The organism is Bradyrhizobium pachyrhizi, from assembly GCF_029714545.1.
In the GTDB taxonomy this organism is placed as follows: Bacteria; Pseudomonadota; Alphaproteobacteria; order Rhizobiales; family Xanthobacteraceae; genus Bradyrhizobium; species Bradyrhizobium pachyrhizi.
The window spans coordinates 1,182,252-1,203,181 of record NZ_CP121667.1 but is presented as its reverse complement, the minus strand read 5'-3'; the positions used below and the strand labels follow the sequence as shown (position 1 = coordinate 1,203,181).

Genomic DNA, 20,930 nt, shown 5'->3' with positions numbered 1-20,930 from the left:
AGCCAACCTCACTCGATGAGTTGCGCGGTTTGCGTGCCTATCGTCGCGGTGCCGAGCGCCGAACAATTGACCTGAAGGTTCGACGTGCCGGAGAGCGTCAAGGTATCCACAATGATCTTGGTGCATGATGTGCTCGTACCGTTGCCACCGCTGAAGCTGAGGTTGGCCCTAGGTAGGTAGATGGCACCGCCGAAGTTCTGGGTGGCGCCACCCGTAAGATTAAAGGCGGTGCCGACCGGCATGTTGCGATCGCCATACATGACGATACCCTTCGTTGCGCCGGAGGTCGGCGCCGTCAGATCGATAATCGCGTTGCTGCCGATTGAAGCGGTGCCCCAGTTGCTGCCCGAGCCCGTAAACACCAGGGTCACGCCGCTGCCCGTGATCGTTGCGTTTCCCGCGACGCTCAAATTGGCGCCGTCCAGATAATAGATACCTGGATCAAGGCTCAGGGTGGCACCTGCATTGACCGTTATGTTGCCCTTATAGCAGCCGGGACTGAGCGAGTTTGTCTTTCCGTTGGAATTGACCGTGATCTTGGCGTTCGTGCAGCTCGGCTCCGATGGGGGTGAGACGTTGGCATACGGATCGGCGATCGGCCGGATGTGCGTCTTGATGCCGTTGGTGGCCGTGATGTTGCTCGCGCCGGAGACCTCGCCGACAACCCCGACCAGATTCGCGGAGACCGCCGCACTGCCGGCCACGTTGAGCGATGGGCTTGCGCTCGAGTTGCTATAGAGATTGCACTTGATCAAGTTGAGCTGGTTGCTGCCGCTCACATTGACGGCGGGGCTGGCGCTGGCGTTGAGCGCAAGCACGCAGCCCGTCCCGGAATTCGGCAGCGCGACCGCGCGCGCGGTGACCGGCACCGGGGCCGAGCCGAACAGGGCCGACAGCAACCGCTGTTGCGGTTGGCTCACGATGACTTCGATCGCCTGCAGATTCGACGTCTGACTGCCGGTTTTCGGCGGTTGATTCACCGTGACGGTGACGTTGTTCGCCCCGTTCGCGTAACCGTAGTTTGCCGTAACCGCATTGGCTTCGGACAAAAGGTCGGCGCCTGCACTTGCCGCCGTTGCGGCGCTTACCGCGCCAGAGTCGGCGGCACTCTGCATGTTCTTATGTTTGTAGTACCACCACCCCACTTCGGTACCGAGCCCTGCCGTGCCGACCAGGACCGGCATGAGCAGCGCTGAAATGATCACATAGCTGCCCGACTGGTTCCGAACGAATTGTCGAACCAAGCGGGTCTGATGTTGGTGCCGGCGAGTAATACCCAACGGCCGGTATGACGAAGCAATGAATAAACGGCTGTGCCTCATGTGCTCTCCTGAGACGCTTGCCAATTTTCAGAAGTAAGGTGACGCAAGCGACTTAAATGCGCACCAACGGGAACTCGACAATTTTAAAGAAATTGTGCGAAACCGGCGGCTCCCGCGGACCCGACCACACCGATCGGAACGCGAGGCGCGTTGCCCGCAGAAGCTGACATCTGCCGGCTTACGACCGTCGTGCGGATTCCGCGTCATGCCCGCGAAAGCGCGGCATCCAGGTTGCCACGGCCGTTCGATTAAGGCGCTGATGTCTCTTGAACGCTGTCACCAGCTTTCGCGGCTGACGACAGACAGTCGAGGACGAGGTGCAGACCTCAATAATCCTTTAGCAGCCGCTCGATGTAGTCGAGCTCGATCTGCGGCCGCGACGGATCGGCGAGGCGGCGGCGCAGCTCTTCGAGGATGCGGCGGACGCGCTGCACGTCGATCTCGCCGGGGATCTTCACCGTATAGTCGTCGCCGAATTCGCGGCCATGCAACGGGCGGCCGAGCGGATCGGTCTGGTTGCCGCCGCTCTGCTGGCGGCCGGCGCGGTTGCCGGGGCTGTCGCCCGGCTGGTCGCCGTCGCCCTGCTGCATCGCGTCGGCGAGGCTCTGGGCGCCCTTGCGCAGCGCGTCCAGCGCACGGCCCTGCGAATCCACCGCGCCGTCGGCATTGCCCTCGCCGAGCCGCCCGGAGGCATCGCCCATCGCGGAATCGGCCTGGTCGAGCCCGTCGCCGTCATCGCCCTGGTCGCCGCCTTGATCGCCCTGCTGCGCCTGATCGCCCTTCTGACCCTGGCCTTTCTGGCCGCGCTGGTCCGGTCCCATGCCGCGCTTGGCGAGCTCTTCCTGCAGCTTCTTCAAGCGGTCGCGCAGCGCCTGCTGGTCCTGCTGCAGGTCGCCCATCGACTGCTCGCCCTGCTTGCCGCGCATGCGGTCGCGGCGGGAATCCTGGCCCTGCTTGAAGGTCTTGTCGCGCAATTGCTGCTGCTTGCGGATCATGTCGCCGAGCTCGTTGAGCGACTGCTGCATGTCGTCGTCGCCCTGATTGGGCTGCGCCATCTGCAGGTTTTCCAGCATCTGCTGCATCTGCTCGAGCAGCTGCCGCGCCGCATCCTTGTCGCCGGAGCGTGACAGCCGCTCCATGCGATCGAGCATGTTCTTGAGATCCTGCTGGCTCAGCACCTTGGCATTGGGATCGAGCGGCCGCGCGAGCTGCTGCGGGTTGTTGCGGAACTGCTCGACCATCTGGCGCAGGAAATTGTCCAGCGCCGCGCGCAGATTGTCGGTGAGCTTCTTGATCTCCTCGTCGGTCGCGCCGCGCTCCAGCGCCTGCTTGAGCGCGTCCTGCGCCGCGCGCAGCGCCTTGTCGACGTCCGAGATATTGCCGTCCTCGATGGTGACTGCGAGTGACCACAGGCTGGCGACCACCTCGCGCAATTGGTCGTCGGTGCGCGCCGCCTCGAGCTGGCGGCTCACGGTGTGCAGGCCAAGGTAATAGCCGGTCTCCGGCATGAACATTTCGGGCGCGATCATCAGCGCCTCGAGCGCGGCGAATACCTGGCCGTTCTGGTTGGCGTCGAGCGCCAGGATACGGCGCTGTTCGATCAGCGCGCGCGCCAGCGGCTTGGTGAACAGGCGCTCCGGCAGCCGCATGTTGAACGGCTCGCTCTTGCCTTCATTGCCGGCCTCGTCCTTGGCCGTTAGCGTCAGGGTCACGTCGGCGCCGGCATAGGGGTCTTCGCTGAGGTCCTTCACGGTCTGGCCGACGCCGTTGCGGGTGCGCGCATTCGGCAGCACCAGCGCGAATTGCGGCGGCTCGAACAGCGGCCGCGGCTGCGCCGCCTTGCCGTCGGCATCCTTCTTGCCGTCAGCCTCCTTCGGCGCATCGGTCGGCCGCACCGCGAATTGCGCGCGCGCTTCGCTGACGCCGTAGTCGTCCTCGAGCCGGTAGGACATCTGCAGCGCGCCGCGCGCCTGCCGCTCCGGATCCTTGGCGAGCGCAATCGACGGCGGGCGGTCCGGCGTCGCGGTGAACTTCCACTGCGGCTGGCCGGCCGGCGCACGGACATGCGCGGTGCCGTCGCCGGTGATCTTGAAATGCCGCTCGTTGGTGCCCTTCGGCGCCTGCCCGTCCGGCGCGACCTCGGCAACACCGCCGCCGACGACGACGTCGATGCTGCCGCCGCTGGAGCGCACCAGCAGCGTGCTGCCGGCCGGAACCGCGAGCGGGGTGGTGTCCGCCGCGTTGGCGTCCTTGTTGGCGTTGGACAGAATGATCGGCGGCTTGCCGGTGTAGTTGGGCGGCGTCACCCAGGCATCGACCCGGACATTGGCCGGCGCCATGATGCCGTTCCAGTCGAATGCGGAGGCGACCCGCAAGCCGCGCTCGTCGCCGGCGGCGACATAGCTCGCGACCAGCATCACGATGACCAGCGCGCGCAGCGCCCAGGGGTCGTGCAGCGAGACGCGCGGCCGCGGCAGCCCGGCACGGATGCGCTTGATCGAGGCCAGCGTGCGCTCGCGCTGCGCCTGCCACAGCGCCAGAGCGAACGGGTCCTTGTTGGTGAGCGTGTCGGAGAGCGTGGTCGCCGGGCGATGGCGAATGCCGGCGCCGCGGTCGAGCCGGCTCAGGCCCTCCTCGCGGCTCGGCCAGCGGAAGCGCACCAGCGGCGACAGCGCCACGAGCGCGGCAATCGCGAACAGGCCGGCGCCGGCCACGCGTGCGACAAACGGCAGCACCAGCCACAGCCCGGCCCAGGACGCGACCAGGAACAATCCTGCGACCGTCAGGAACCGCGCCAGATGCGGCCAGGCTCGTTCCCAGCCAATCGCGAACCTTGCCCGCTGCAGAGCCTCTGTCAGTTTCAGCCGCGCGACCGCATCGCTGTCGTGGACGGCGCGTGACGGGTCAGAGGGATCGATGTTGGCTCCGCTCAATAAAATCTCCGGGGTAGCCGGCAAGTCAGCCTAGCACGGCGGCGGCTTTGAGGCACCCGTTCCAGGGCGTAACCCACACCGGGAAATACGCATAACACGAAGGCGTGACTGCGGCGGTTCGACCCCGTAACGTCGCGGCCGAACCATCGCATTAACGCATGAGGAACGCGATATGGACCAAAAAACGCACGACAAGGGGCTCGAAATCCGCAAGGCGGTGCTGGGCGAAGCCTATGTCAACAATGCGCTGAAGAATTCGGACAGCTTCAACAAGCCATTCCAGGAACTCGTCACCGAATATTGTTGGGGCGCGGTCTGGGGCCGCGAGGAACTGCCGCGCAAGACCCGCAGCATGCTCAACCTCGCCATGATCTCGATCCTGAACCGGCCGCACGAATTGAAGGCCCACATCAAGGGCGCGCTGACCAACGGCGTGTCCCGCGACGAAATCCGCGAGATCTTCATGCAGGTCTCGATCTATGCCGGCATCCCGGCCGGCGTCGACAGCTTCCGCATCGCGCGCGAGGTGTTCGCCGAACTCGACAACAAGGCGTGAGACGCTGCTGCCGCACACCCAATGTCGTCCTGGCGAAAGCCAGGACCCATAACCACCGGCCTTCGTGGTGGGAACACGCTGGGGCCCCAGCGGAGCACAGCAATCAACCGCGGTGGTAATGGGTCCCGGCCTTCGCCGGGACGACAGCGAATGTGGGGTGCGCGGCTCCGCACATAACGACATAGAGGAAACGACTCATGGAAATCGGATTCATCGGCCTCGGGAAGATGGGCTTCCCGATGGCGCGCCGGCTGATCGAGGCCGGCCACAAGCTCACCGTGTTCGACACCAGCAAGGACGCGCTCGACAGGCTGGTTGCGCTCGGCGCGGTGGCCGCAACCTCGCCCAGGGACATCGCCGACCGCGTCGAGACCGTGATGGCGAGCCTGCCTTCGCTGCAGGCCTCGCTCGAGGTGGCGACCGGCGCGGGCGGCGTGATCGAGGGCACGCGCGTCAAACGCTTCATCGACCTCTCCACCGTCGGCTCGCGGATGGCGGTGAAGATCCACGAGCTGTTGGCCAAGAAGAACATCGTGCAGATCGACAGCCCGGTCTCCGGCGGCGTCGCCGGCGCCGAGAAGGGCACGCTCGCGGTGATGGTATCTGGCCCCCGCGCCGATTTCGAACTGGTGAAGGGCGCGCTCGACGTCATCGGCAAGGTGTTCTTCATCGGCACCAAGCCGGGCTCCGGCCAGACCATGAAGCTCGCCAACAACTTCCTGTCGGCGACCGCAATGGTGGCGACCTCGGAGGCTGTTGTGATGGGCGTCAAGTCCGGGCTCGATCCGGCCGTGATGATCGACGTCATCAATGCCGGCTCCGGGCTGAACACCGCGAGCCGCGACAAGTTTCCGCGCTCGGTGTTGCCGCGCAGCTTCGACTTCGGCTTCGCCACCGGCTTGATGGTGAAGGACGTGCGGCTCGCCGTCGAGGAAATGCGCGCGCTCGGGCTGTCGATGGAAGTCGCCGAAGCGGTCGGCCGGCTCTGGGAAGTCGTCATCCGCGACGAGGGACCGGAGTCGGACTTCACCGCGGCGATCAAGCCGATCGAGAAGGCCGCGGGCGTGATCGTCGGCGGCGGTAAGGGCGGCAGTCACGCCGCAAAGTAAAGGCCGTCGTCAAATGAGCACTGTCGTCCCGGGCAAGCGAAGCGCGACCCATAACCACAGGCGTTCGTGGTTAGCTGAGCCGGGGCCCCAGCTCACTGCAACGATCAAGAGCGGTGGTTATGGGCGCTGGCCTTCGCCAGGACGACACCATTGATGCGGCACGCCAGTGCCTCACAGCCACGGCGCCGGCTTGTCCATCGCGATCAGGGCGTCGACGTCGATGCGCGGGCGGACCACGGCGTACTGGTCGTCCTTGACCAGCACTTCCGGCACCAGAGGCCGCGTGTTGTAGGTGCCGGATTGCACCGCGCCGTAGGCGCCGGCGGTCATGATCGCCAGGAGATCGCCGGCCTTCGGCTGCGGCAGCGAGCGGTCGAGCGCGAGGTAATCGCCGGTCTCGCAGACCGGGCCGACTACATCCGCGACCATGGTCGGGGTGCCGGCCGCGGGCTGACGCACCGGCAGAATGTCGTGATGCGCTTCATACAGGGTCGGCCGGATCAGGTCGTTCATCGCGGCGTCGATGATGACGAAATTCTTGGCATCGCCCGGCTTCACATGGATCACGCGGGTGACGAGGATGCCGGCATTTCCGACGATCATGCGGCCCGGCTCGAACATCAGCGTGCAGCCGAGATTGTGCGTGACGCGCTTGACCATCGCCGCATAGGCGTCCGGCGCCGGCGGCGCGGCGCGATCCATGTAATAGGGAATGCCGAGGCCACCGCCGAAATCAATATGCGAGATGTCGTGGCCGTCGGCGCGCAGCGTCTGCACGAATTCCGCGAGCAGCCGGAAAGCAACCTCCAGCGGCCCGAGATCGGTGATCTGGCTGCCGATATGCACATCGGTGCCGGTGACTTTGATGCCCGGCAGCTTTGCCGCGCGGGCATAGACCTCGCGGGCGCGGGCGATCGGAATGCCGAACTTGTTCTCCGACTTGCCGGTCGAGATCTTGGCATGGGTGCCGGCATCGACATCGGGATTGACCCGCACCGAGATGCGGGCCGTCTTCTTCATCTCGACCGCGAGACGCGACAGCATCTCGAGTTCCGGCTCGGACTCGATATTGATGCAGAGGATGTCGGTGGCAAGCGCGGCCCGCAGCTCGCCCTCGGCCTTGCCTACCCCGGAGAACACGATCTTCGAGGGCGGAATCCCGGCCGCCAGCGCCCGCTTCAACTCGCCGCCGGACACCACGTCCGCGCCGGCGCCGAGCTTGGCCAGCGTGCGCAGCACCGACTGGTTGGAGTTCGCCTTCATGGCATAGCAGACCAGCGCCTTCTCGCCGGCGAAGGCTTCGGTGAAGACGCGGTAGTGGCGCTCCAGCGTCGCGGTCGAATAGCAATAGAACGGCGTGCCGACGGCCTCTGCCAGCTCAATGAGATTGACCGCCTCGGCATGCAGCACGCCGTTGCGATAGTCGAAATGGTTCATGACACGCTAGATTGTTTGAACATGATTCTTTTCGGAAAACCGCTTCGCACTTTTCCGGATCATGCTCGAGATATTAATTGCCGAGCAGCGGATCGAGGATGAAGGGCCGTTTATTGCCTCGCGGCGCGGCCGGCGCGGCCTCCGAGCCATAGGTCGGATTGAACACGCTGGGCTGCGCCGCCCGCTCGGTCTCGGTGTCGCTCGGTGCCGCGCCCGGCGCGACGTTCGCGGTCGGCGGCAGGTCGAGCGGTCCCTTGCGGCCGCAGCCGCCGAGCGCCAGCGCTGATACGCCCAGCACAATGATGGCCCATCCCGAGGGGGTCAGGCGGTTCTTGCTAATCACGACGAATTCCCCAATTCGGGCGGCACCATACAAACATTGCCGTGCTCTGGCGAGAGGCGGAGCGCCATGAAATCACGGCCAAATTTTCCGGTTCAGCCCAATTTTCGCTCTTTTTCCAGCCGCTTGGCCCAGGCCTTGGCCTGCGCCATCACATTCTTCGGCGCCGTGCCGCCGAACGAGGTCCGGCTCCGCACCGAGGATTCGACGCTCAGCACCTTCAGCGCGTCGGCCGTGATATCAGGCTCGACCTCCTGCATGGCCTTGAGCGGCAACTCGTGCAGCGCCACACCCTGCTTCGAGGCCAGGCCGACGATGCGCCCGGTAACGTGGTGGGCGTCACGGAACGGCATTTTCAGGGTGCGTACCAGCCAGTCGGCAAGATCGGTCGCGGTGGCGTAGCCCTCGCCGGCGGCGGCCTTCATCCTGGCCTCGTCCGGCACCAAGTCCTCGACCATGCCAGTCATGGCGCGGATTGCCAGCGACAGTGCCTCGAAAGCCTCCATCGCGCCTTGCTTGTCCTCCTGCATGTCCTTTTGATAGGCGAGCGGCAGGCCCTTCATCACGATCAGCAGCGCCGTGAGCGCGCCGATCACGCGGCCGGTCTTGGCGCGGACCAACTCGGCCGCGTCCGGATTGCGCTTCTGCGGCATGATCGACGAGCCGGTGGTGAACTTGTCGCTGAGCTTGACGAGGCCGACCAAGGGCGAGGTCCAGATCACGATCTCCTCAGCGAAGCGCGACATATGCACCGCGCAGATCGCCGCCGCCGACAGCGTCTCCAGCACGAAATCGCGGTCGGACACCGCGTCGAGCGAATTGGCCATCGGACGCTCGAAGCCGAGCGCCTCGGCGGTAGCAGTGCGGTCGATCGGAAACGAGGTGCCGGCGAGCGCGGCCGCTCCGAGCGGCGATTCGTTCAGCCGCTTGCGCGCGTCCGCGAAGCGGCCGCGGTCACGGCCGGCCATCTCGACATAGGCCAGGAGGTGATGACCGAAGGTCACGGGCTGCGCGGTCTGCAGATGGGTGAAGCCCGGCATCACCGTGCCGGCATGCTCCAGCGCGCGGGCGACCAGCGCCTGCTGGAACGCGGCCAGCGCCGCATTGGTCTCATCGATGGTGTCGCGGACATAGAGGCGGAAATCGGTCGCGACCTGGTCGTTGCGCGAGCGTGCGGTGTGCAGCCGGCCCGCCGCGGGCCCGATCAATTCGGACAGCCGCGACTCGACATTCATATGAATGTCCTCGAGCGCGCGCTTGAAATCGAAATCGCCCTTGCCGATTTCTGACAAAATCGTGTCTAGACCTTTGCCGATATTTTTCGCATCAGCTGCGGTGATGATGCCTTGCGCGGCGAGCATCGTGGCGTGGGCCTTGGACGCGGCAATGTCCTGGGCATAAAGGTGACGGTCGACGTCGATGGAGACGTTGATTTCCTCCATGATCGCGTCGGGACGCTCCGAGAACCGGCCGCCCCACATCTTGTTGCTCATGACATCTCGCTCACGAATTTGTATTTCAGGCCGAGCTGTTGCATTCGCCGGAGCGGCGAAACAGCGTGGCGGTTCCGATCGTATTCCCGGCACTGCTTAGCCACATCGACCCAGGAAGACAACGATATGCCCGAGACGACCCCACCCAACCCGACCGCCAGGCCGACCGCCAAGTGGCGCATCCCGCTGGTGATCGGCGCCGTGCTGGCCGGGGCCGTGATCGGCTATGTCGGGGTCTCCAGCCTCAAGCATCCCGCGGGCGATATCGCCTGCAACAGCGCGGTGGCTCTGGCGAAGAAGATCGCCCCGCTCGCCCATGGCGAGGTCGCGGCGCTGACCATGGCGACCACCCCCCTGAGGCTGCCCGACCTGGCCTTCGAGGACGCCAACGGCCAGCCAAAGAAGCTCTCGGACTGGCGCGGCAAGACCGTGCTGGTCAATTTGTGGGCCACCTGGTGCGTGCCCTGCCGCAAGGAAATGCCGGCGCTCGACAGCCTGCAGACCAAGCTCGGCGGCAAGGATTTCGAGGTGGTCGCAATCAACATCGATACCCGCGACCCGGACAAGCCGAAAAACTTCCTGAAAGAGGCCAATCTGACCAATCTCGGCTATTTCAGCGACCAAAAAGCCAAGGTCTTTCAGGATCTTAAGAACATAGGCAAGGCGCTGGGCATGCCGACCTCGGTGCTGGTCGACGGCCAGGGCTGCGAGATCGCCAATATCGCCGGTCCCGCCGAATGGGCGAGCGACGACGCGATCAAGCTGGTGAAGGCCGCGCTGCAGCCGGCCGCAGCCGGGTTCTGATCAGGCGACGGTGTTGAGGTTGTCGCCGATGCCGGGCGACAAATTCGCAGTGGAAGGCGTGCCGAGCAGGGTCTGAACCGCGAACTTCTCGGCGTCGAGGTTCTGCTTGGTCACGCGGGTCGCGATCTCACCCTGCAGATTGCCCTGCTGCATCGACAGGATGCTGGTGACCATGCTCATCATGTCCATACGCGGCACTCCCAAAACTGGGATTTGAGGTATCGCGCGAAAGTTAATGGTTGGGTAATCGATGGCCGCGTCAGGCTGACGCATCGGCCTCGAAGCTCCCGGCAGCGCGATGATCCGCGTCTCAGGCCGCGTTCGCCGCGAAGGCTGCGCCGAGGGTACGCAGCGCCTGCCGTGTCCGCGCATCTGACAGCTTCGAGTGCAGGATGACGTCACGGGACGGCAGCGGCGGCAAGCCAAGCCGTGGCCCGAGGTCGACGGTATCCGCGGGCGCGACCCGGCGCGCCAGCGCTGCGACCGCAAGGCCCGCGGAGATCGCAGCTCCGATCGTCGACAGCCCGCCGCCGACGAATGCCTCGGTCCAGGCGATACCGGCGGCGTCGAGCGCTTCAACCGCCATGGCACGCACGCTGCACGGCTCGGCTTGCGTGGCGAGGCGCAACGGCTCGCCCGGCCGATGGTGAAAATCAGGCGCGGCCATCCAGCCGAACGCTTCCTCGAACAGCACGTCGCCATCGCGGCGCTTGGCGTCGTGACGAAGCACGATCGCAGCATCAAGCTTCCCGTCGTCGAATGCGCTGAGCACCGAACGCGACGTATCGACGTGCAGCTGAATCACCAGCCCGGGATCGGTGCTGCTCATCCGCTTCAGCAGCGAGGCGAGCTCCGATCCGACGATGTGGTGGCTGATGCCGACGACCAATCGCCGATGCTCGACGGCAAACGAGCTGATCGCCGATTGATGCGCAGCCACCAGATTGCGCGCGGCGCCGAGGAAAGCGGCACCTTCGGCTGACAGCCGAACCTGCCGCGGCGTTCGCTCCAGCAACCGTCGGCCGAGGCCGTCCTCCAGCCGCCTGATCTTCAAGCTGACCGCGGACTGCGTGGTCTCCATCGCCTGCGCCGCGCGCGTGAAGCTGCTGAGATCCGCCACCAGGACGAAGGCCTGGACTGCCTCGAGGTCGAGCGCCTTCATGGTCATTCATTTAAATATGAAATCATTGAAACAATTTACCATACCGTTTTTCAATGAACAAGGAGCCCCTAGGATCGGCAGCACGTGACGCCACCAGGAGAGCCACCATCATGCCGCTGACCCGCGTTTCATTGCGACGGGGCAAACCCGTCGCCTACCGCAAGGCCGTTCTCGAAAGCCTTTATCGCGCCATGCGCGAGACCTTCGACGTGCCCGAAGGCGATCGCTTCATGACGATCTCCGAGCACGATGACGACGATTTCGTCTATGGCGCCGACTATCTCGGCATCAGGCGCAGCGATGATCTGATCATCATCCAGATCACTGTCAGCAATACGCGCCCGGTGGCGCAGAAGCAGAAGCTCTATCGACGGATCGCCGAACGGCTGACCGAAAGCCCCGGCCTGCGCGCCGAGGACATCTTCATCAACCTGGTCGAGGTGCTCCCCGAGAACTGGTCGTTCGGCAACGGTGAGGCGCAGTACGTCCGATGACCGCCGCACCGACCCTCTCGCCGCGCATGAGCGGCATCACAGCATCGCCCGCATCGGTGCTGCGCCGCCGCGCCCGCGAACTGCGCGCGGCCGGGCGCGACATCATCGAGCTGTCGTCGGGTAATCTGGACTTCCCGACACCTGACCATGTGATCGCGGCGGCGCATGCAGCGGCATTGCGCGGCGAAACCCGTTACACCGATGTCGACGGCACGCCGGAGCTGAAGCGGGCGGTGCAGGCCGCGCTGCTGCGCGACCATCATCTCGACTATGGTCTGGACGAGATCGTCATCACCAACGGCTCGACGCAGGCGCTGTTCAACGCGCTGCTGGCGACGCTGGCGCCCGGCGACGAGGTGATCATCTCCGCGCCCTATTGGGCGCCCTATCTCGATCAGGTGCGGCTCGCCGGCGCGGAGCCGGTGGTGGTGCCGTGCGCGCAGAACAACGGCTTCAAGCTGCGCGCGGAGGATCTGCGGGCGGCGATCTCGGCGCGAACCCGCTGGATCATCGTCAATAATCCGGTCAACCCATCCGGCGCGCTGTATTCGCGTGAGTATCTGTCCGAGATCGCCGCGGTCCTGCTGCGGCATCCGGACATCTGGGTGCTGGCCGACGGGCTCTACGAGCACATCGTGTTCAATGGCGCGCCCGCGCCGACGCTTGCGGAAATCGAGCCGCGCCTGAAGCCGCGGACGCTGACCGTCAGTGGCCTCGCCAAGAGCTACGCGATGATGGGATGGCGCATCGGCTATGCCGCCGGACCCGCGGCGCTGGTCCGCGCGATGGTCACGATCCAGTCGCAGACCACGTCCGGCGCGTCGTCGATCAGCCAGGCCGCGGCGGTTGCCGCGCTCGACGGCGCGCAGGATGTGCTGCTCGAGCGCGCCGCCATCCTTCGCGCCAAGCGTGACCGCTTTGCTGACCTGCTGAACGAATGCGCCGGGCTGTCCTGCACGCCGCCGGAAGGCACGTTCTATCTGCTGGTCGGCTGCGCCGGCGTGATCGGCAAGCGAACGCCCGACGGCAGAGTGATCCGGACCGACCGCGATTTCTCGGCCCATCTGCTCGAGGCGGCCGATGTGGTGGTGTTTCCCGGCGAGGATCTCGGGCTGTCGCCCTATATCCGCCTCAGCTTCGCCAACCCGTCATCGACCATCGAGGAGGCCGCAAGGCGGCTGAAGTGCGCCTGCGCGGCGCTGCAATGACGCCTCACGCACAAAGCCAGCGCCTCGCACTGGCGGCGCATCTGCTCGGACTTGGAACGGGTGCGACGATGATTATCGGTCTGGTGCCCGCGGCGCTTGCGCTGCTGCGGGCACTGACCTGAAGGCGCGACGATTACCGCGTCGGGATCGGCTTGTCGCCGCGATAGTCGTAGAAGCCACGCTGGCTCTTGCGTCCGAGCCAACCGGCCTCGACATACTTCACCAGCAGCGGGCACGGCCGGTACTTGGAGTCGGCCAGCCCCTCGTGCAGCACCTGCATGATCGACAGGCAGGTGTCGAGGCCGATGAAATCGGCGAGCTCGAGCGGGCCCATCGGATGGTGCGCGCCGAGCTTCATCGCGGCATCGATCGCCTCGACGTTACCGACGCCTTCATACAGCGTGTAGATCGCCTCGTTGATCATCGGCAACAGGATGCGGTTGACGATGAAGGCGGGGAAATCTTCCGACACCGCGACCTGTTTGCCGAGCTTGGCGACGAACGCCTTGGCGGTGTCGAAGGTCATGTCGTCGGTGGCGATGCCGCGGATCAACTCGACCAGCTCCATCGCCGGCACCGGATTCATGAAATGAATGCCGATGAATTTCTCCGGGCGGTCGGTCGAAGCGGCGAGCCTTGTGATCGAGATCGACGACGAGTTGGTCGCGACGATCGCCTCCGGCTTCAGCACCGCGCAGACCTCGTGGAAGATCTTGCGCTTGGTCTCTTCCTTCTCGATCGCGGTCTCAATCACGAGATCGCAATCGGCGAGCGCGTCGAGCGACTCGGCGGAGGCGATGCGGTCGAGCGCCTGCTTGCGGTCGCTCTCGCTGATCGCCTTCTTGGCGACCTGCCGGGTCAGATTGCCGTTGATGGTCGCCAGCGCGGACTTCAGCCGGTCGCCGGACACGTCGTTGAGCACCACGTCGAAGCCGGCCAGCGCCGCCACGTGGGCAATGCCATTGCCCATCTGGCCCGAACCGATCACGCCGACCTTTTTGATTGCCACCGTCATCTTGTCATCCACCGGAACGGCGCGCACATCGCGCCTGCCCAATTCCAACGATACCCGAAGTAAAGCCTTCCGGGTTGCCCAATCCGCCGGAAAACGTTTCCCGGGACCATGATGTGATGACAGATCATCACACCCGGGTCCCATTTTCCCCTGTCGAGCATGATCCTTTCGGAAAAACGTTTCCGGATCATTGCCTCGAAAATAATAACACCGGCCGGAGCTTACCCATCCGGCCGGTGTCTTGTCGCTTACTTTCCGAGCTTGCCGAGCGCTTCGGTGAGCTCCGGAACCGCCTGGTAGAGGTCGGCGACCAGGCCGTAATCGGCGACCTGGAAGATCGGCGCGTCCTCATCCTTGTTGATGGCGACGATCACCTTGGAGTCCTTCATGCCGGCCAGATGCTGGATCGCGCCGGAGATGCCGACCGCGACATAAAGTTCCGGGGCCACCACCTTGCCGGTCTGGCCGACCTGCCAGTCGTTCGGCGCATAGCCGGCATCGACCGCGGCGCGCGAGGCGCCGACGCCGGCGCCGAGCTTGTCGGCGAGCGGCTCGATGTACTTGGCGAAATTCTCGCGGCTCTGCATGGCACGGCCGCCCGAGACGATGATCTTGGCCGAGGTCAGCTCGGGACGGTCGCTCTTGGCGACTTCCTCGCCGACAAACGTCGACAGGCCGGGATCGGCGGCCGCAGCGGCGTTCTCGATCGCAGCGCTGCCGCCCTCGCCGGCAGCCGCGAAGGTCGAGGTGCGCACAGTGATCACCTTCTTGGCGTCCTTCGACTTCACGGTCTGGATCGCGTTGCCGGCATAGATCGGCCGCTCGAAGGTGTCGGGGGCGACGACCTTGATGATCTCGGAGACCTGCATGACGTCGAGCAAGGCCGCGACGCGCGGCATCACGTTCTTGAAACGCGAGGTCGCGGGCGCGACGAACGCGTCATAGCCAGGAGCCAGCGCGACGATCAGCGCTGCCAGCGGCTCGGCAAGGTCGTGCTCATAGGCGGGGCCTTCGGCAACCAGCACCTTGGTGACGCCGGCAAGCTTGGCGGCCGCGTCCGCCGCCGCCTTGGTGCCCTGGCCGCCACCGGCAACCAGCACATGGACATCGCCGCCGAGCTGGCTCGCCGCGGTCAGCGCCTTGTTGGTCGCGTCCTTCAGCGTCTCGTGGTCGTGTTCAGCAATCAACAGCGTCGTCATCAGAGAACCCCGGCTTCGGTCTTGAGCTTGTTCACGAGTTCGGCGACGTCCTTGACCTTGACGCCCGCCTTGCGGCCTGCCGGTTCCGCGGTCTTCAGCACTTCCAGACGCGGCGTCACATCGACGCCGTAGTCAGTGACGCTCTTGTCGTCGATCGGCTTCTTCTTCGCCTTCATGATGTTGGGCAGCGACGCATAGCGCGGCTCGTTGAGGCGCAGGTCAGTGGTGACGATCGCCGGGCCCTTGAGCTTGATGGTCTGCAGGCCGCCGTCGACTTCGCGGGTGACCTTGAAGTCGGATCCTTCGACCTCGAGCTTGGAGGCGAAGGTCGCCTGCGACCAGCCGAGCAGCGCCGCCAGCATCTGGCCGGTCTGGTTCGAGTCGTCGTCGATCGCCTGCTTGCCGAGAATGACGAGGCCGGGCTGCTCCGCCTCGACCACCGCCTTCAGGATCTTGGCAACCGCGAGCGGTTCGACATTGCCTTCGGCCTTGACCAGGATGCCGCGGTCGGCGCCCATCGCAAGTCCGGTGCGAATGGTCTCGGAGGCCTGTGCCGGTCCGATCGACACCACCACCACTTCGGTCGCCTTGCCGGCTTCCTTCAGCCGCAGCGCTTCCTCGACGGCGATTTCGTCGAACGGGTTCATCGACATCTTGACGTTGGCGAGCTCCACGCCCGTCCCGTCACTCTTGACGCGGACCTTGACGTTGTAGTCGACGACCCGCTTTACCGGCACAAGAACCTTCATCGATCCTCTTTCGCTTTGATTTTATGGGTTTCGGTTGGCTGGCGCGGAACCTAAAGGTCCCGTTTCTCCCGGTCAACGCGCCAAAGCCAAAAAACCGTCCCCCGGTTTTGAACCAGTTTAGCGGTTCTGGCCCGGCACCCACAACACGTCTCCCGCTCCCTTATTGTTCTGGAAGCGGCTGGCAACGAACAGGAAATCCGACAGGCGGTTCATATACTGGATGCCAGCCTGATTGACCGGCTCATCGGGTTGGGCGGCGAGTTCCACCATCATCCGTTCCGCGCGGCGACATATCGTCCGGGCGAGATGCAGATAGGCAGAGGCAGGCGTGCCGCCGGGCAGCACGAACGAGGTCAGCGGCGCGAGTTGGTCGTTCAGGCTGTCGATATCGCGCTCAAGCCGCTCGACCTGGCTTGCCAGCATCCGCAGACGTTCGGCCTTGCCCTCTCGCTCGGGCACCGCGAGGTCGGCGCCGAGATCGAACAGATCGTTCTGGATCCGGCCGAGCATCGCATCGACCTCGGGGCTGCCGGCAAGATGCAGCCGCACCACGCCGATCGCGGCATTGGTCTCGTCGATCGTGCCATAGGCGGCAATGCGCAGATCGTATTTCGGCCGCCGCTCGCCGGAGCCGAGCGCGGTGGTGCCGTCATCGCCGGTGCGCGTGTAGATCCGATTGAGAACGACCATGGCAGGCTCCGGTGTTCGATGTTCGAGTCCACCACTCCGATCGGGAGAGGTGGAGAATAGCCCGACAAATCTAGCTCACCTAGCGCCCCATCGCCCAGACCGCGAGCATCGCGATGACGATGGCGACGAACTGCAGCAGCACGCGCAGCCGCATCAGCTTCTGCGACGTGTCCGGCGAGCCGCCCTTCATCATGTTGATGAGGCCGAGCAGGAGCACCAGCGCGACGGCGCCGACGGCGATGGGAAGAATGATCGTGCTGAGGAGAGATGTCATTTGCGGTACATAACACCGCAGGACGCGGACTTCCACACAGCCCGGCCATGCAACCAACTGGCTTTTCAGCGCGTAATATCAGATGCTGGGTCCGTTCTCGGGCCGAGCGGTTTTCGACAATGCCGGGTGGAATGTGAAGCAGCTTCGTTACGTCACCCACGTCGTGATGGATGCCTTTTACACGTTCCTCGCCGACGATGGCTGGGCGATCGCGAGCCACATCGCGCTGTCGACGCTGATGGCGCTGTTTCCGTTCCTGATCGTGCTGACCTCGGTGGCCGGCTTCTTCGGCTCCAAGCAGCTCGCCGACCAGGCGGTCGGGCTGATGCTGCAGGTCTGGCCGCAGCAGGTCGCCGAGGCGCTGTCCGGCCAGATCCACGACGTGCTGACCAACACCCGCGGCGACATCCTGACCATCGGCGCGGTGCTCGCGGTCTACTTCGCCTCCAACGGCGTCGAGGCGCTGCGGGTGGCGCTGAACCGCGCCTACGCCGTGATCGAGCCGCGGCGCTGGTACTGGCTGCGGCTGGAGTCGATCGGCTACACGCTGGTCGCGGCGTTCACCTCGCTCGCGATGGCTTTCCTGATCGTGCTCGGACCGCTGATCATCGAGGCGGCGCGGCGCTATATCCCGTTCTTCGTCGAATCGAACGAGAGCCTGCTCAACACCGCCCGTTACGGCGTCACGATCCTGGCGCTGGTCGTCGCGCTTTTCATCCTGCACGCCTGGCTGCCGGCGGGCCGTCGCAGCTTCACGCAAATCCTGCCCGGCATCATCTTCACCATGGTGGCCTCGCTGCTCTCGGGCATCGGCTTCGGCATGTACCTGGCACGCTTCGCCAACAACTACGTCACGATGTATGCGGGGCTGGCCTCGGTGGTGATCGCACTGGTGTTCCTGTATTTCATCGCCGCGATCTTCGTGTTCGGCGGCGAGCTGAACGCGGCGATCATCAAGTCGCGGCTGCCGCACGGCGTGTCGCTTCATGCAGCGCAGTCGCGAGCGCCCGCGGGGACACAGGCTTGACCAGGAAGCCGTCTGCGCCGGCAGCGCGCGCCGCGGCTTCGTCCTCGGCCCGGCCGGAAATCCCGACAATCATGATGCGGCCGTGCGGCGGCGGCAGCGCTCGGATGCGCTTGATCGCCTCGATGCCGCCGATGCCGGGCAGCACCATGTCCATCAGCACGGCATCAAAGGCGCCCTGCACGAGCCGGTCGGGCGCGGCCTCGCCCTGACCGACGAATTCGGCGTGGTGACCGAGTTCGGTCAGGATCGTGTTGAGCACGACGCGGCCGAACGGATTGTCCTCGACACTGAGCAGCCGCAGCCCTTGCGACAGCAGCGCGGCCGCACTCTCGCCGGAGGCGGAGCCCGCCGGCCCCTCGGCGGGCGCCAGTTCCACCTTGAGCGTGAAGGTGGTGCCCCCGCCGGCGCGCCGGTCGGCGACGATGTCGCCGCCCATGGCGCGCGCGAGCTGCCTGACGGACGACAGGCCGAGCCCGGCGCCGCCGAACCGCGCGGCGATCGAGACGTTGGCCTGCGAGAACGGCCGGAACAGGCGCTTGACCTCCGATAGCGTCAGGCCGATGCCGCTGTCGGAGATCGCGAACGCGACGCCGATCTTGTCGCCCGCCCTTGCCTTGACCGTGCCCACCGGCGCGATACGCAGCTCGATGCTGCCCTGCTCGGTGAACTTCACCGCGTTGTCGATCAGGTTTTCCAGCGCCGCGCGCAGGCGGACGGGATCGCCGACCGCAAAGGCAGGCAGCTGGTCGGAAACCTCGACGGAAGCCTGCAGCCCCTTGGCCGCCGCGCGGCCGGCCAGCGAATCCGCGGCGTGGCGCGCCAGCGTGCGCAGGTCGAAGAAATCCTGCCGGATCTCGAGCCCCGGCCCCTCGCTCCGGGCGGCATCGACGAACAGGGTCGCAAGGCTCGCCAGATGCTCGGCGCCGGCCTTGATGGTATCGACCCAGCGCCGCTCGCGCTCGCCGAGATCGGATGTCGCGAGCAGATTGCTGATCGCGAGGATTCCGGTGAGCGGCGTCCGCACCTCATGGGCAAAGGCGGCAAGTGCGGTATCGACCATGCCGGGACCGGCCTTCGGGGCCGGCTTTGGCACGGCCCGCTTGCGGCGCGGCCTGGCCGCCACCTTGGCGGCGCGGGCCTTGGCCGTTCGTGTCTTGGCAGTCCGTGTCTTGGCAGTCCGTGTCTTGGCAGCACGCGTTTTGGCGGCGCGTGTCTTCGGCGGCGTCCCTTTGGATGGCCGCTTGCTGCGCCGTGCGCGCGATTTTGACGCCATGGTCTCCGTGATCCCCGCCCCGGTCAACAACATGGCATGCCAGGCGGGCCGGAGTCACGGCGACGTTTACTGCGCGCCCGCGCAAAACGCCATGATGCGATCAAATGGCCAAAATCTACTGCAAACCCACCAGGCGGCGAATATCGGCCGGGCTCGCCCCAGCCGCCCGCAATTCGCGCAGTCCGGTCGCCTGGGTCGATTTCGACAGCTTTTGGCCGGTCACGTCTCGGATCAGCCGGTGGTGCCGATAGTTTGGCACGGGCAGACCAAGCAGTTCCTGCAACAGCCGATGCACGCTGGTCGAGCAGAACAGGTCAAGGCCCCTGACGACATCGGTAACGCCCTGCAGCGCGTCATCGATCACGACCGAGAGATGGTAGCTGGTTGGGGTCTCCTTGCGCGCCAAGATCACGTCGCCCCAGGCCTCAGGCCGGGCCACGACGTCTCCGCTCTCGCCAGCCGGCCCCTCGCCCGCTTCCTGCCAGCGCAGCTCGCCGGCATGCGCGCGGGCTGACGCCATGTCGAGCCGCAACGCGAACGGCACGCCCTGCCCGATCAGCGGGTCGCGCGCCGCGGCCGACAGCGATTTGGCCAGCCCCGGATAAAGCGGCGCGCCGTCCGGATCGCGCGGCCACGCCCCGCCGGCCTCGCGCTCCGCGACCAGGCGCGCGATCTCGGCCCGGCTTTCGAAGCTCGGGTAGACCAGCCGCTGGGCCGAAAGGCGGTCGATCGCCGCGCCATAGGCGGCAAAATGCTCGGACTGCCGCCGCACCGGGGTCTCCCAGGCGACGCCGAGCCAAGCCAGATCCTCGTAAATCGCCTGCTCGAATTCCGGCCGGCAGCGCGTCGCGTCGATGTCCTCGATCCGCAGCAGCAAGCGTCCACCCGACTGCCGCGCGAGGTCGTGGTTGAGCAGCGCCGAATAGGCGTGGCCGAGATGCAGGTAGCCGTTCGGACTCGGCGCGAAGCGGAAAACGGGTGGCATGGTGATCGGTCACGCGTCATTGCCGGGCTTGCCCCGGCGACTCTGGTTCATGCGCCCGGACAAGACTCTGTTACGATAGGAGATTGATGCGCGGGTCAAGCCCGCGCCTGACAAGCCGATGCAGACCCCGCAAATGCTGATTCATCTCGAAACCCAGGCCGACCTCGACGACGCGATCCACAAGCTGGTCGACCAGGACCGCCGCCTGCGCCCGATCCTGGAGCTGACCGGCATGCCGGCGATCCGGCAGCGCGAGCCCGGATTTGCCGGGCTTGCCGCGATCATCTGCGGCCAGCAGCTCTCGACCGCGAGTGCGGCGGCGATCTGGGGGCGCGTCAGCACGGCGTTCGACCCATTCCACCATGACGCGATCCGCAAGGCCCGGGCCGACCGGCTCGGCCGGCTCGGGCTGTCGGCGGCCAAGATCAAGACGCTGAAGCACATCGCGCGCGAGCTCGCCGAGGAGCGGCTGAACCTCGACGTCCTTGCCAACGAGGAGGCCGATGCGGCGCACAATACGCTGACCGCGCTGCCCGGGATCGGCCCGTGGACCGCCGATGTCTATCTGCTGTTCTGCCTCGGCCATGGCGATGCCTGGCCCGCGGGCGACCTCGCCGTGCAGGAAGCGGTCAAGGTCGGGCTCGGCTTGAAGGAGCGGCCGACGCCGAAGCAGATGGCGCCGCTTGCGGAGCCGTGGCGTCCGCTGCGCGGCGCCGCGGCGCATCTGTGGTGGGCGTATTATCGCGTGCTCAGAAATCGCGAGGGCGTGATCGCCGGTGCAAAGTAGTCGTCGAGAAAAACACGCCAACTGCGTGATCGCGTGATATAGAATCAGCAGACTTATAGTTTTTCAATTTGCC

Annotated in this window: 22 protein-coding genes; 8 read left to right on the top strand and 14 right to left on the bottom strand. The window is 65.6% G+C overall.

Features of this window, described 5'->3' with window-relative positions:
- Positions 1 to 8: 8 nt before the first annotated feature.
- Together QA639_RS05375 and QA639_RS05370 are read right to left on the bottom strand one after the other, a co-directional pair.
- The gene (locus tag QA639_RS05375) at positions 9 to 1,322 is read right to left on the bottom strand and encodes a TadE/TadG family type IV pilus assembly protein (RefSeq protein ID WP_283089324.1); all 1,314 of its coding nucleotides are present in this window, start codon (positions 1,320 to 1,322) and stop codon (positions 9 to 11) included.
- Between the two features lie 326 nt (positions 1,323 to 1,648).
- On the bottom strand, positions 1,649 to 4,255 hold the full coding sequence (locus QA639_RS05370; RefSeq protein WP_283089323.1) for a TIGR02302 family protein: 2,607 nt from the start codon (positions 4,253 to 4,255) through the stop codon (positions 1,649 to 1,651).
- Positions 4,256 to 4,427: 172 nt separating this feature from the next.
- On the opposite strand from QA639_RS05370, the gene QA639_RS05365 reads away from it, so the two are divergent.
- Entirely contained in the window at positions 4,428 to 4,811 is a 384-nt protein-coding gene (locus QA639_RS05365; RefSeq protein WP_018268955.1) for a carboxymuconolactone decarboxylase family protein, read from the top strand.
- 197 nt (positions 4,812 to 5,008) lie between these two features.
- Positions 5,009 to 5,920 carry an NAD(P)-dependent oxidoreductase gene (locus QA639_RS05360; protein WP_283089322.1) on the top strand — a complete coding sequence of 304 codons (912 nt, stop codon included), beginning with the start codon at positions 5,009 to 5,011 and terminating at the stop codon, positions 5,918 to 5,920.
- A 171-nt stretch (positions 5,921 to 6,091) separates the two neighbouring features.
- Here the strand turns inward: QA639_RS05360 and lysA are convergent, their stop codons facing one another.
- The 3 genes from lysA to argH all read right to left on the bottom strand — a co-directional run bounded on the left by lysA (position 6,092) and on the right by argH (position 9,190).
- Complete coding sequence (gene lysA, locus QA639_RS05355) at positions 6,092 to 7,357, bottom strand: diaminopimelate decarboxylase (protein ID WP_157344062.1); 1,266 nt, start codon at positions 7,355 to 7,357, stop codon at positions 6,092 to 6,094.
- A gap of 73 nt (positions 7,358 to 7,430) precedes the next feature.
- The gene (gene lptM, locus QA639_RS05350; RefSeq protein WP_028333612.1) at positions 7,431 to 7,700 is read right to left on the bottom strand and encodes an LPS translocon maturation chaperone LptM; all 270 of its coding nucleotides are present in this window, start codon (positions 7,698 to 7,700) and stop codon (positions 7,431 to 7,433) included.
- 92 nt (positions 7,701 to 7,792) lie between these two features.
- On the bottom strand, positions 7,793 to 9,190 hold the full coding sequence (gene argH, locus QA639_RS05345) for an argininosuccinate lyase (protein WP_283089321.1): 1,398 nt from the start codon (positions 9,188 to 9,190) through the stop codon (positions 7,793 to 7,795).
- A gap of 126 nt (positions 9,191 to 9,316) precedes the next feature.
- On the opposite strand from argH, the gene tlpA reads away from it, so the two are divergent.
- A complete protein-coding gene (tlpA, locus tag QA639_RS05340) occupies positions 9,317 to 9,994 on the top strand; it encodes a thiol:disulfide interchange protein TlpA (protein ID WP_028333614.1) in 678 nt (225 codons plus the stop codon).
- On the opposite strand, the gene QA639_RS05335 is transcribed toward tlpA, so the two are convergent.
- Both QA639_RS05335 and QA639_RS05330 read right to left on the bottom strand, forming a co-directional pair.
- Entirely contained in the window at positions 9,995 to 10,183 is a 189-nt protein-coding gene (locus tag QA639_RS05335) for a putative motility protein (protein ID WP_028333615.1), read from the bottom strand. It abuts the gene before it with no gap.
- Between the two features lie 121 nt (positions 10,184 to 10,304).
- Positions 10,305 to 11,156, bottom strand: a complete 852-nt coding sequence (locus QA639_RS05330; RefSeq protein WP_028333616.1) for a LysR family transcriptional regulator — start codon at positions 11,154 to 11,156, stop codon at positions 10,305 to 10,307.
- A gap of 110 nt (positions 11,157 to 11,266) precedes the next feature.
- Between QA639_RS05330 and QA639_RS05325 the strand changes: the two genes are divergently transcribed.
- Genes QA639_RS05325 through QA639_RS05315 form a run of 3 tightly spaced genes read left to right on the top strand, consistent with a single transcriptional unit; the run spans position 11,267 to position 12,980 of the window.
- A complete protein-coding gene (locus QA639_RS05325; RefSeq protein ID WP_028333617.1) occupies positions 11,267 to 11,650 on the top strand; it encodes a tautomerase family protein in 384 nt (127 codons plus the stop codon).
- On the top strand, positions 11,647 to 12,858 hold the full coding sequence (locus QA639_RS05320; protein ID WP_283089320.1) for a pyridoxal phosphate-dependent aminotransferase: 1,212 nt from the start codon (positions 11,647 to 11,649) through the stop codon (positions 12,856 to 12,858). The genes QA639_RS05325 and QA639_RS05320 overlap by 4 nt, the downstream gene beginning before the upstream one ends.
- Entirely contained in the window at positions 12,855 to 12,980 is a 126-nt protein-coding gene (locus QA639_RS05315; RefSeq protein WP_283089319.1) for a hypothetical protein, read from the top strand. The genes QA639_RS05320 and QA639_RS05315 overlap by 4 nt, the downstream gene beginning before the upstream one ends.
- 11 nt (positions 12,981 to 12,991) lie before the next feature.
- On the opposite strand, the gene QA639_RS05310 is transcribed toward QA639_RS05315, so the two are convergent.
- From QA639_RS05310 to QA639_RS05290, 5 genes are all read right to left on the bottom strand, one after another.
- Positions 12,992 to 13,873, bottom strand: coding sequence for a 3-hydroxybutyryl-CoA dehydrogenase (locus tag QA639_RS05310; RefSeq protein WP_076827506.1), 882 nt, complete (start codon positions 13,871 to 13,873; stop codon positions 12,992 to 12,994).
- Between the two features lie 248 nt (positions 13,874 to 14,121).
- Positions 14,122 to 15,072 carry an electron transfer flavoprotein subunit alpha/FixB family protein gene (locus QA639_RS05305; protein ID WP_028333620.1) on the bottom strand — a complete coding sequence of 317 codons (951 nt, stop codon included), beginning with the start codon at positions 15,070 to 15,072 and terminating at the stop codon, positions 14,122 to 14,124.
- Positions 15,072 to 15,821: an electron transfer flavoprotein subunit beta/FixA family protein gene (locus QA639_RS05300; RefSeq protein WP_028333621.1), complete on the bottom strand. Its 750-nt coding sequence runs from the start codon at positions 15,819 to 15,821 to the stop codon at positions 15,072 to 15,074. Before QA639_RS05300 ends, QA639_RS05305 begins: the two co-directional genes overlap by 1 nt.
- A 117-nt stretch (positions 15,822 to 15,938) precedes the next feature.
- Entirely contained in the window at positions 15,939 to 16,511 is a 573-nt protein-coding gene (locus QA639_RS05295; protein WP_028333622.1) for a cob(I)yrinic acid a,c-diamide adenosyltransferase, read from the bottom strand.
- 79 nt (positions 16,512 to 16,590) lie between these two features.
- A complete protein-coding gene (locus QA639_RS05290) occupies positions 16,591 to 16,785 on the bottom strand; it encodes a twin transmembrane helix small protein (protein WP_028333623.1) in 195 nt (64 codons plus the stop codon).
- A gap of 166 nt (positions 16,786 to 16,951) precedes the next feature.
- Between QA639_RS05290 and QA639_RS05285 the strand changes: the two genes are divergently transcribed.
- The gene (locus QA639_RS05285; protein ID WP_370143883.1) at positions 16,952 to 17,812 is read left to right on the top strand and encodes a YihY/virulence factor BrkB family protein; all 861 of its coding nucleotides are present in this window, start codon (positions 16,952 to 16,954) and stop codon (positions 17,810 to 17,812) included.
- On the opposite strand, the gene QA639_RS05280 is transcribed toward QA639_RS05285, so the two are convergent.
- Together QA639_RS05280 and gluQRS are read right to left on the bottom strand one after the other, a co-directional pair.
- Positions 17,739 to 19,085, bottom strand: a complete 1,347-nt coding sequence (locus tag QA639_RS05280) for an ATP-binding protein (protein ID WP_157344066.1) — start codon at positions 19,083 to 19,085, stop codon at positions 17,739 to 17,741. The two genes, QA639_RS05285 and QA639_RS05280, sit on opposite strands and share 74 nt — an antisense overlap.
- A 115-nt stretch (positions 19,086 to 19,200) precedes the next feature.
- The gene (gene gluQRS, locus QA639_RS05275) at positions 19,201 to 20,070 is read right to left on the bottom strand and encodes a tRNA glutamyl-Q(34) synthetase GluQRS (protein WP_283089318.1); all 870 of its coding nucleotides are present in this window, start codon (positions 20,068 to 20,070) and stop codon (positions 19,201 to 19,203) included.
- A 133-nt stretch (positions 20,071 to 20,203) separates the two neighbouring features.
- Between gluQRS and QA639_RS05270 the strand changes: the two genes are divergently transcribed.
- The gene (locus tag QA639_RS05270) at positions 20,204 to 20,857 is read left to right on the top strand and encodes a DNA-3-methyladenine glycosylase family protein (protein ID WP_028333626.1); all 654 of its coding nucleotides are present in this window, start codon (positions 20,204 to 20,206) and stop codon (positions 20,855 to 20,857) included.
- Positions 20,858 to 20,930 lie beyond the last annotated feature (73 nt).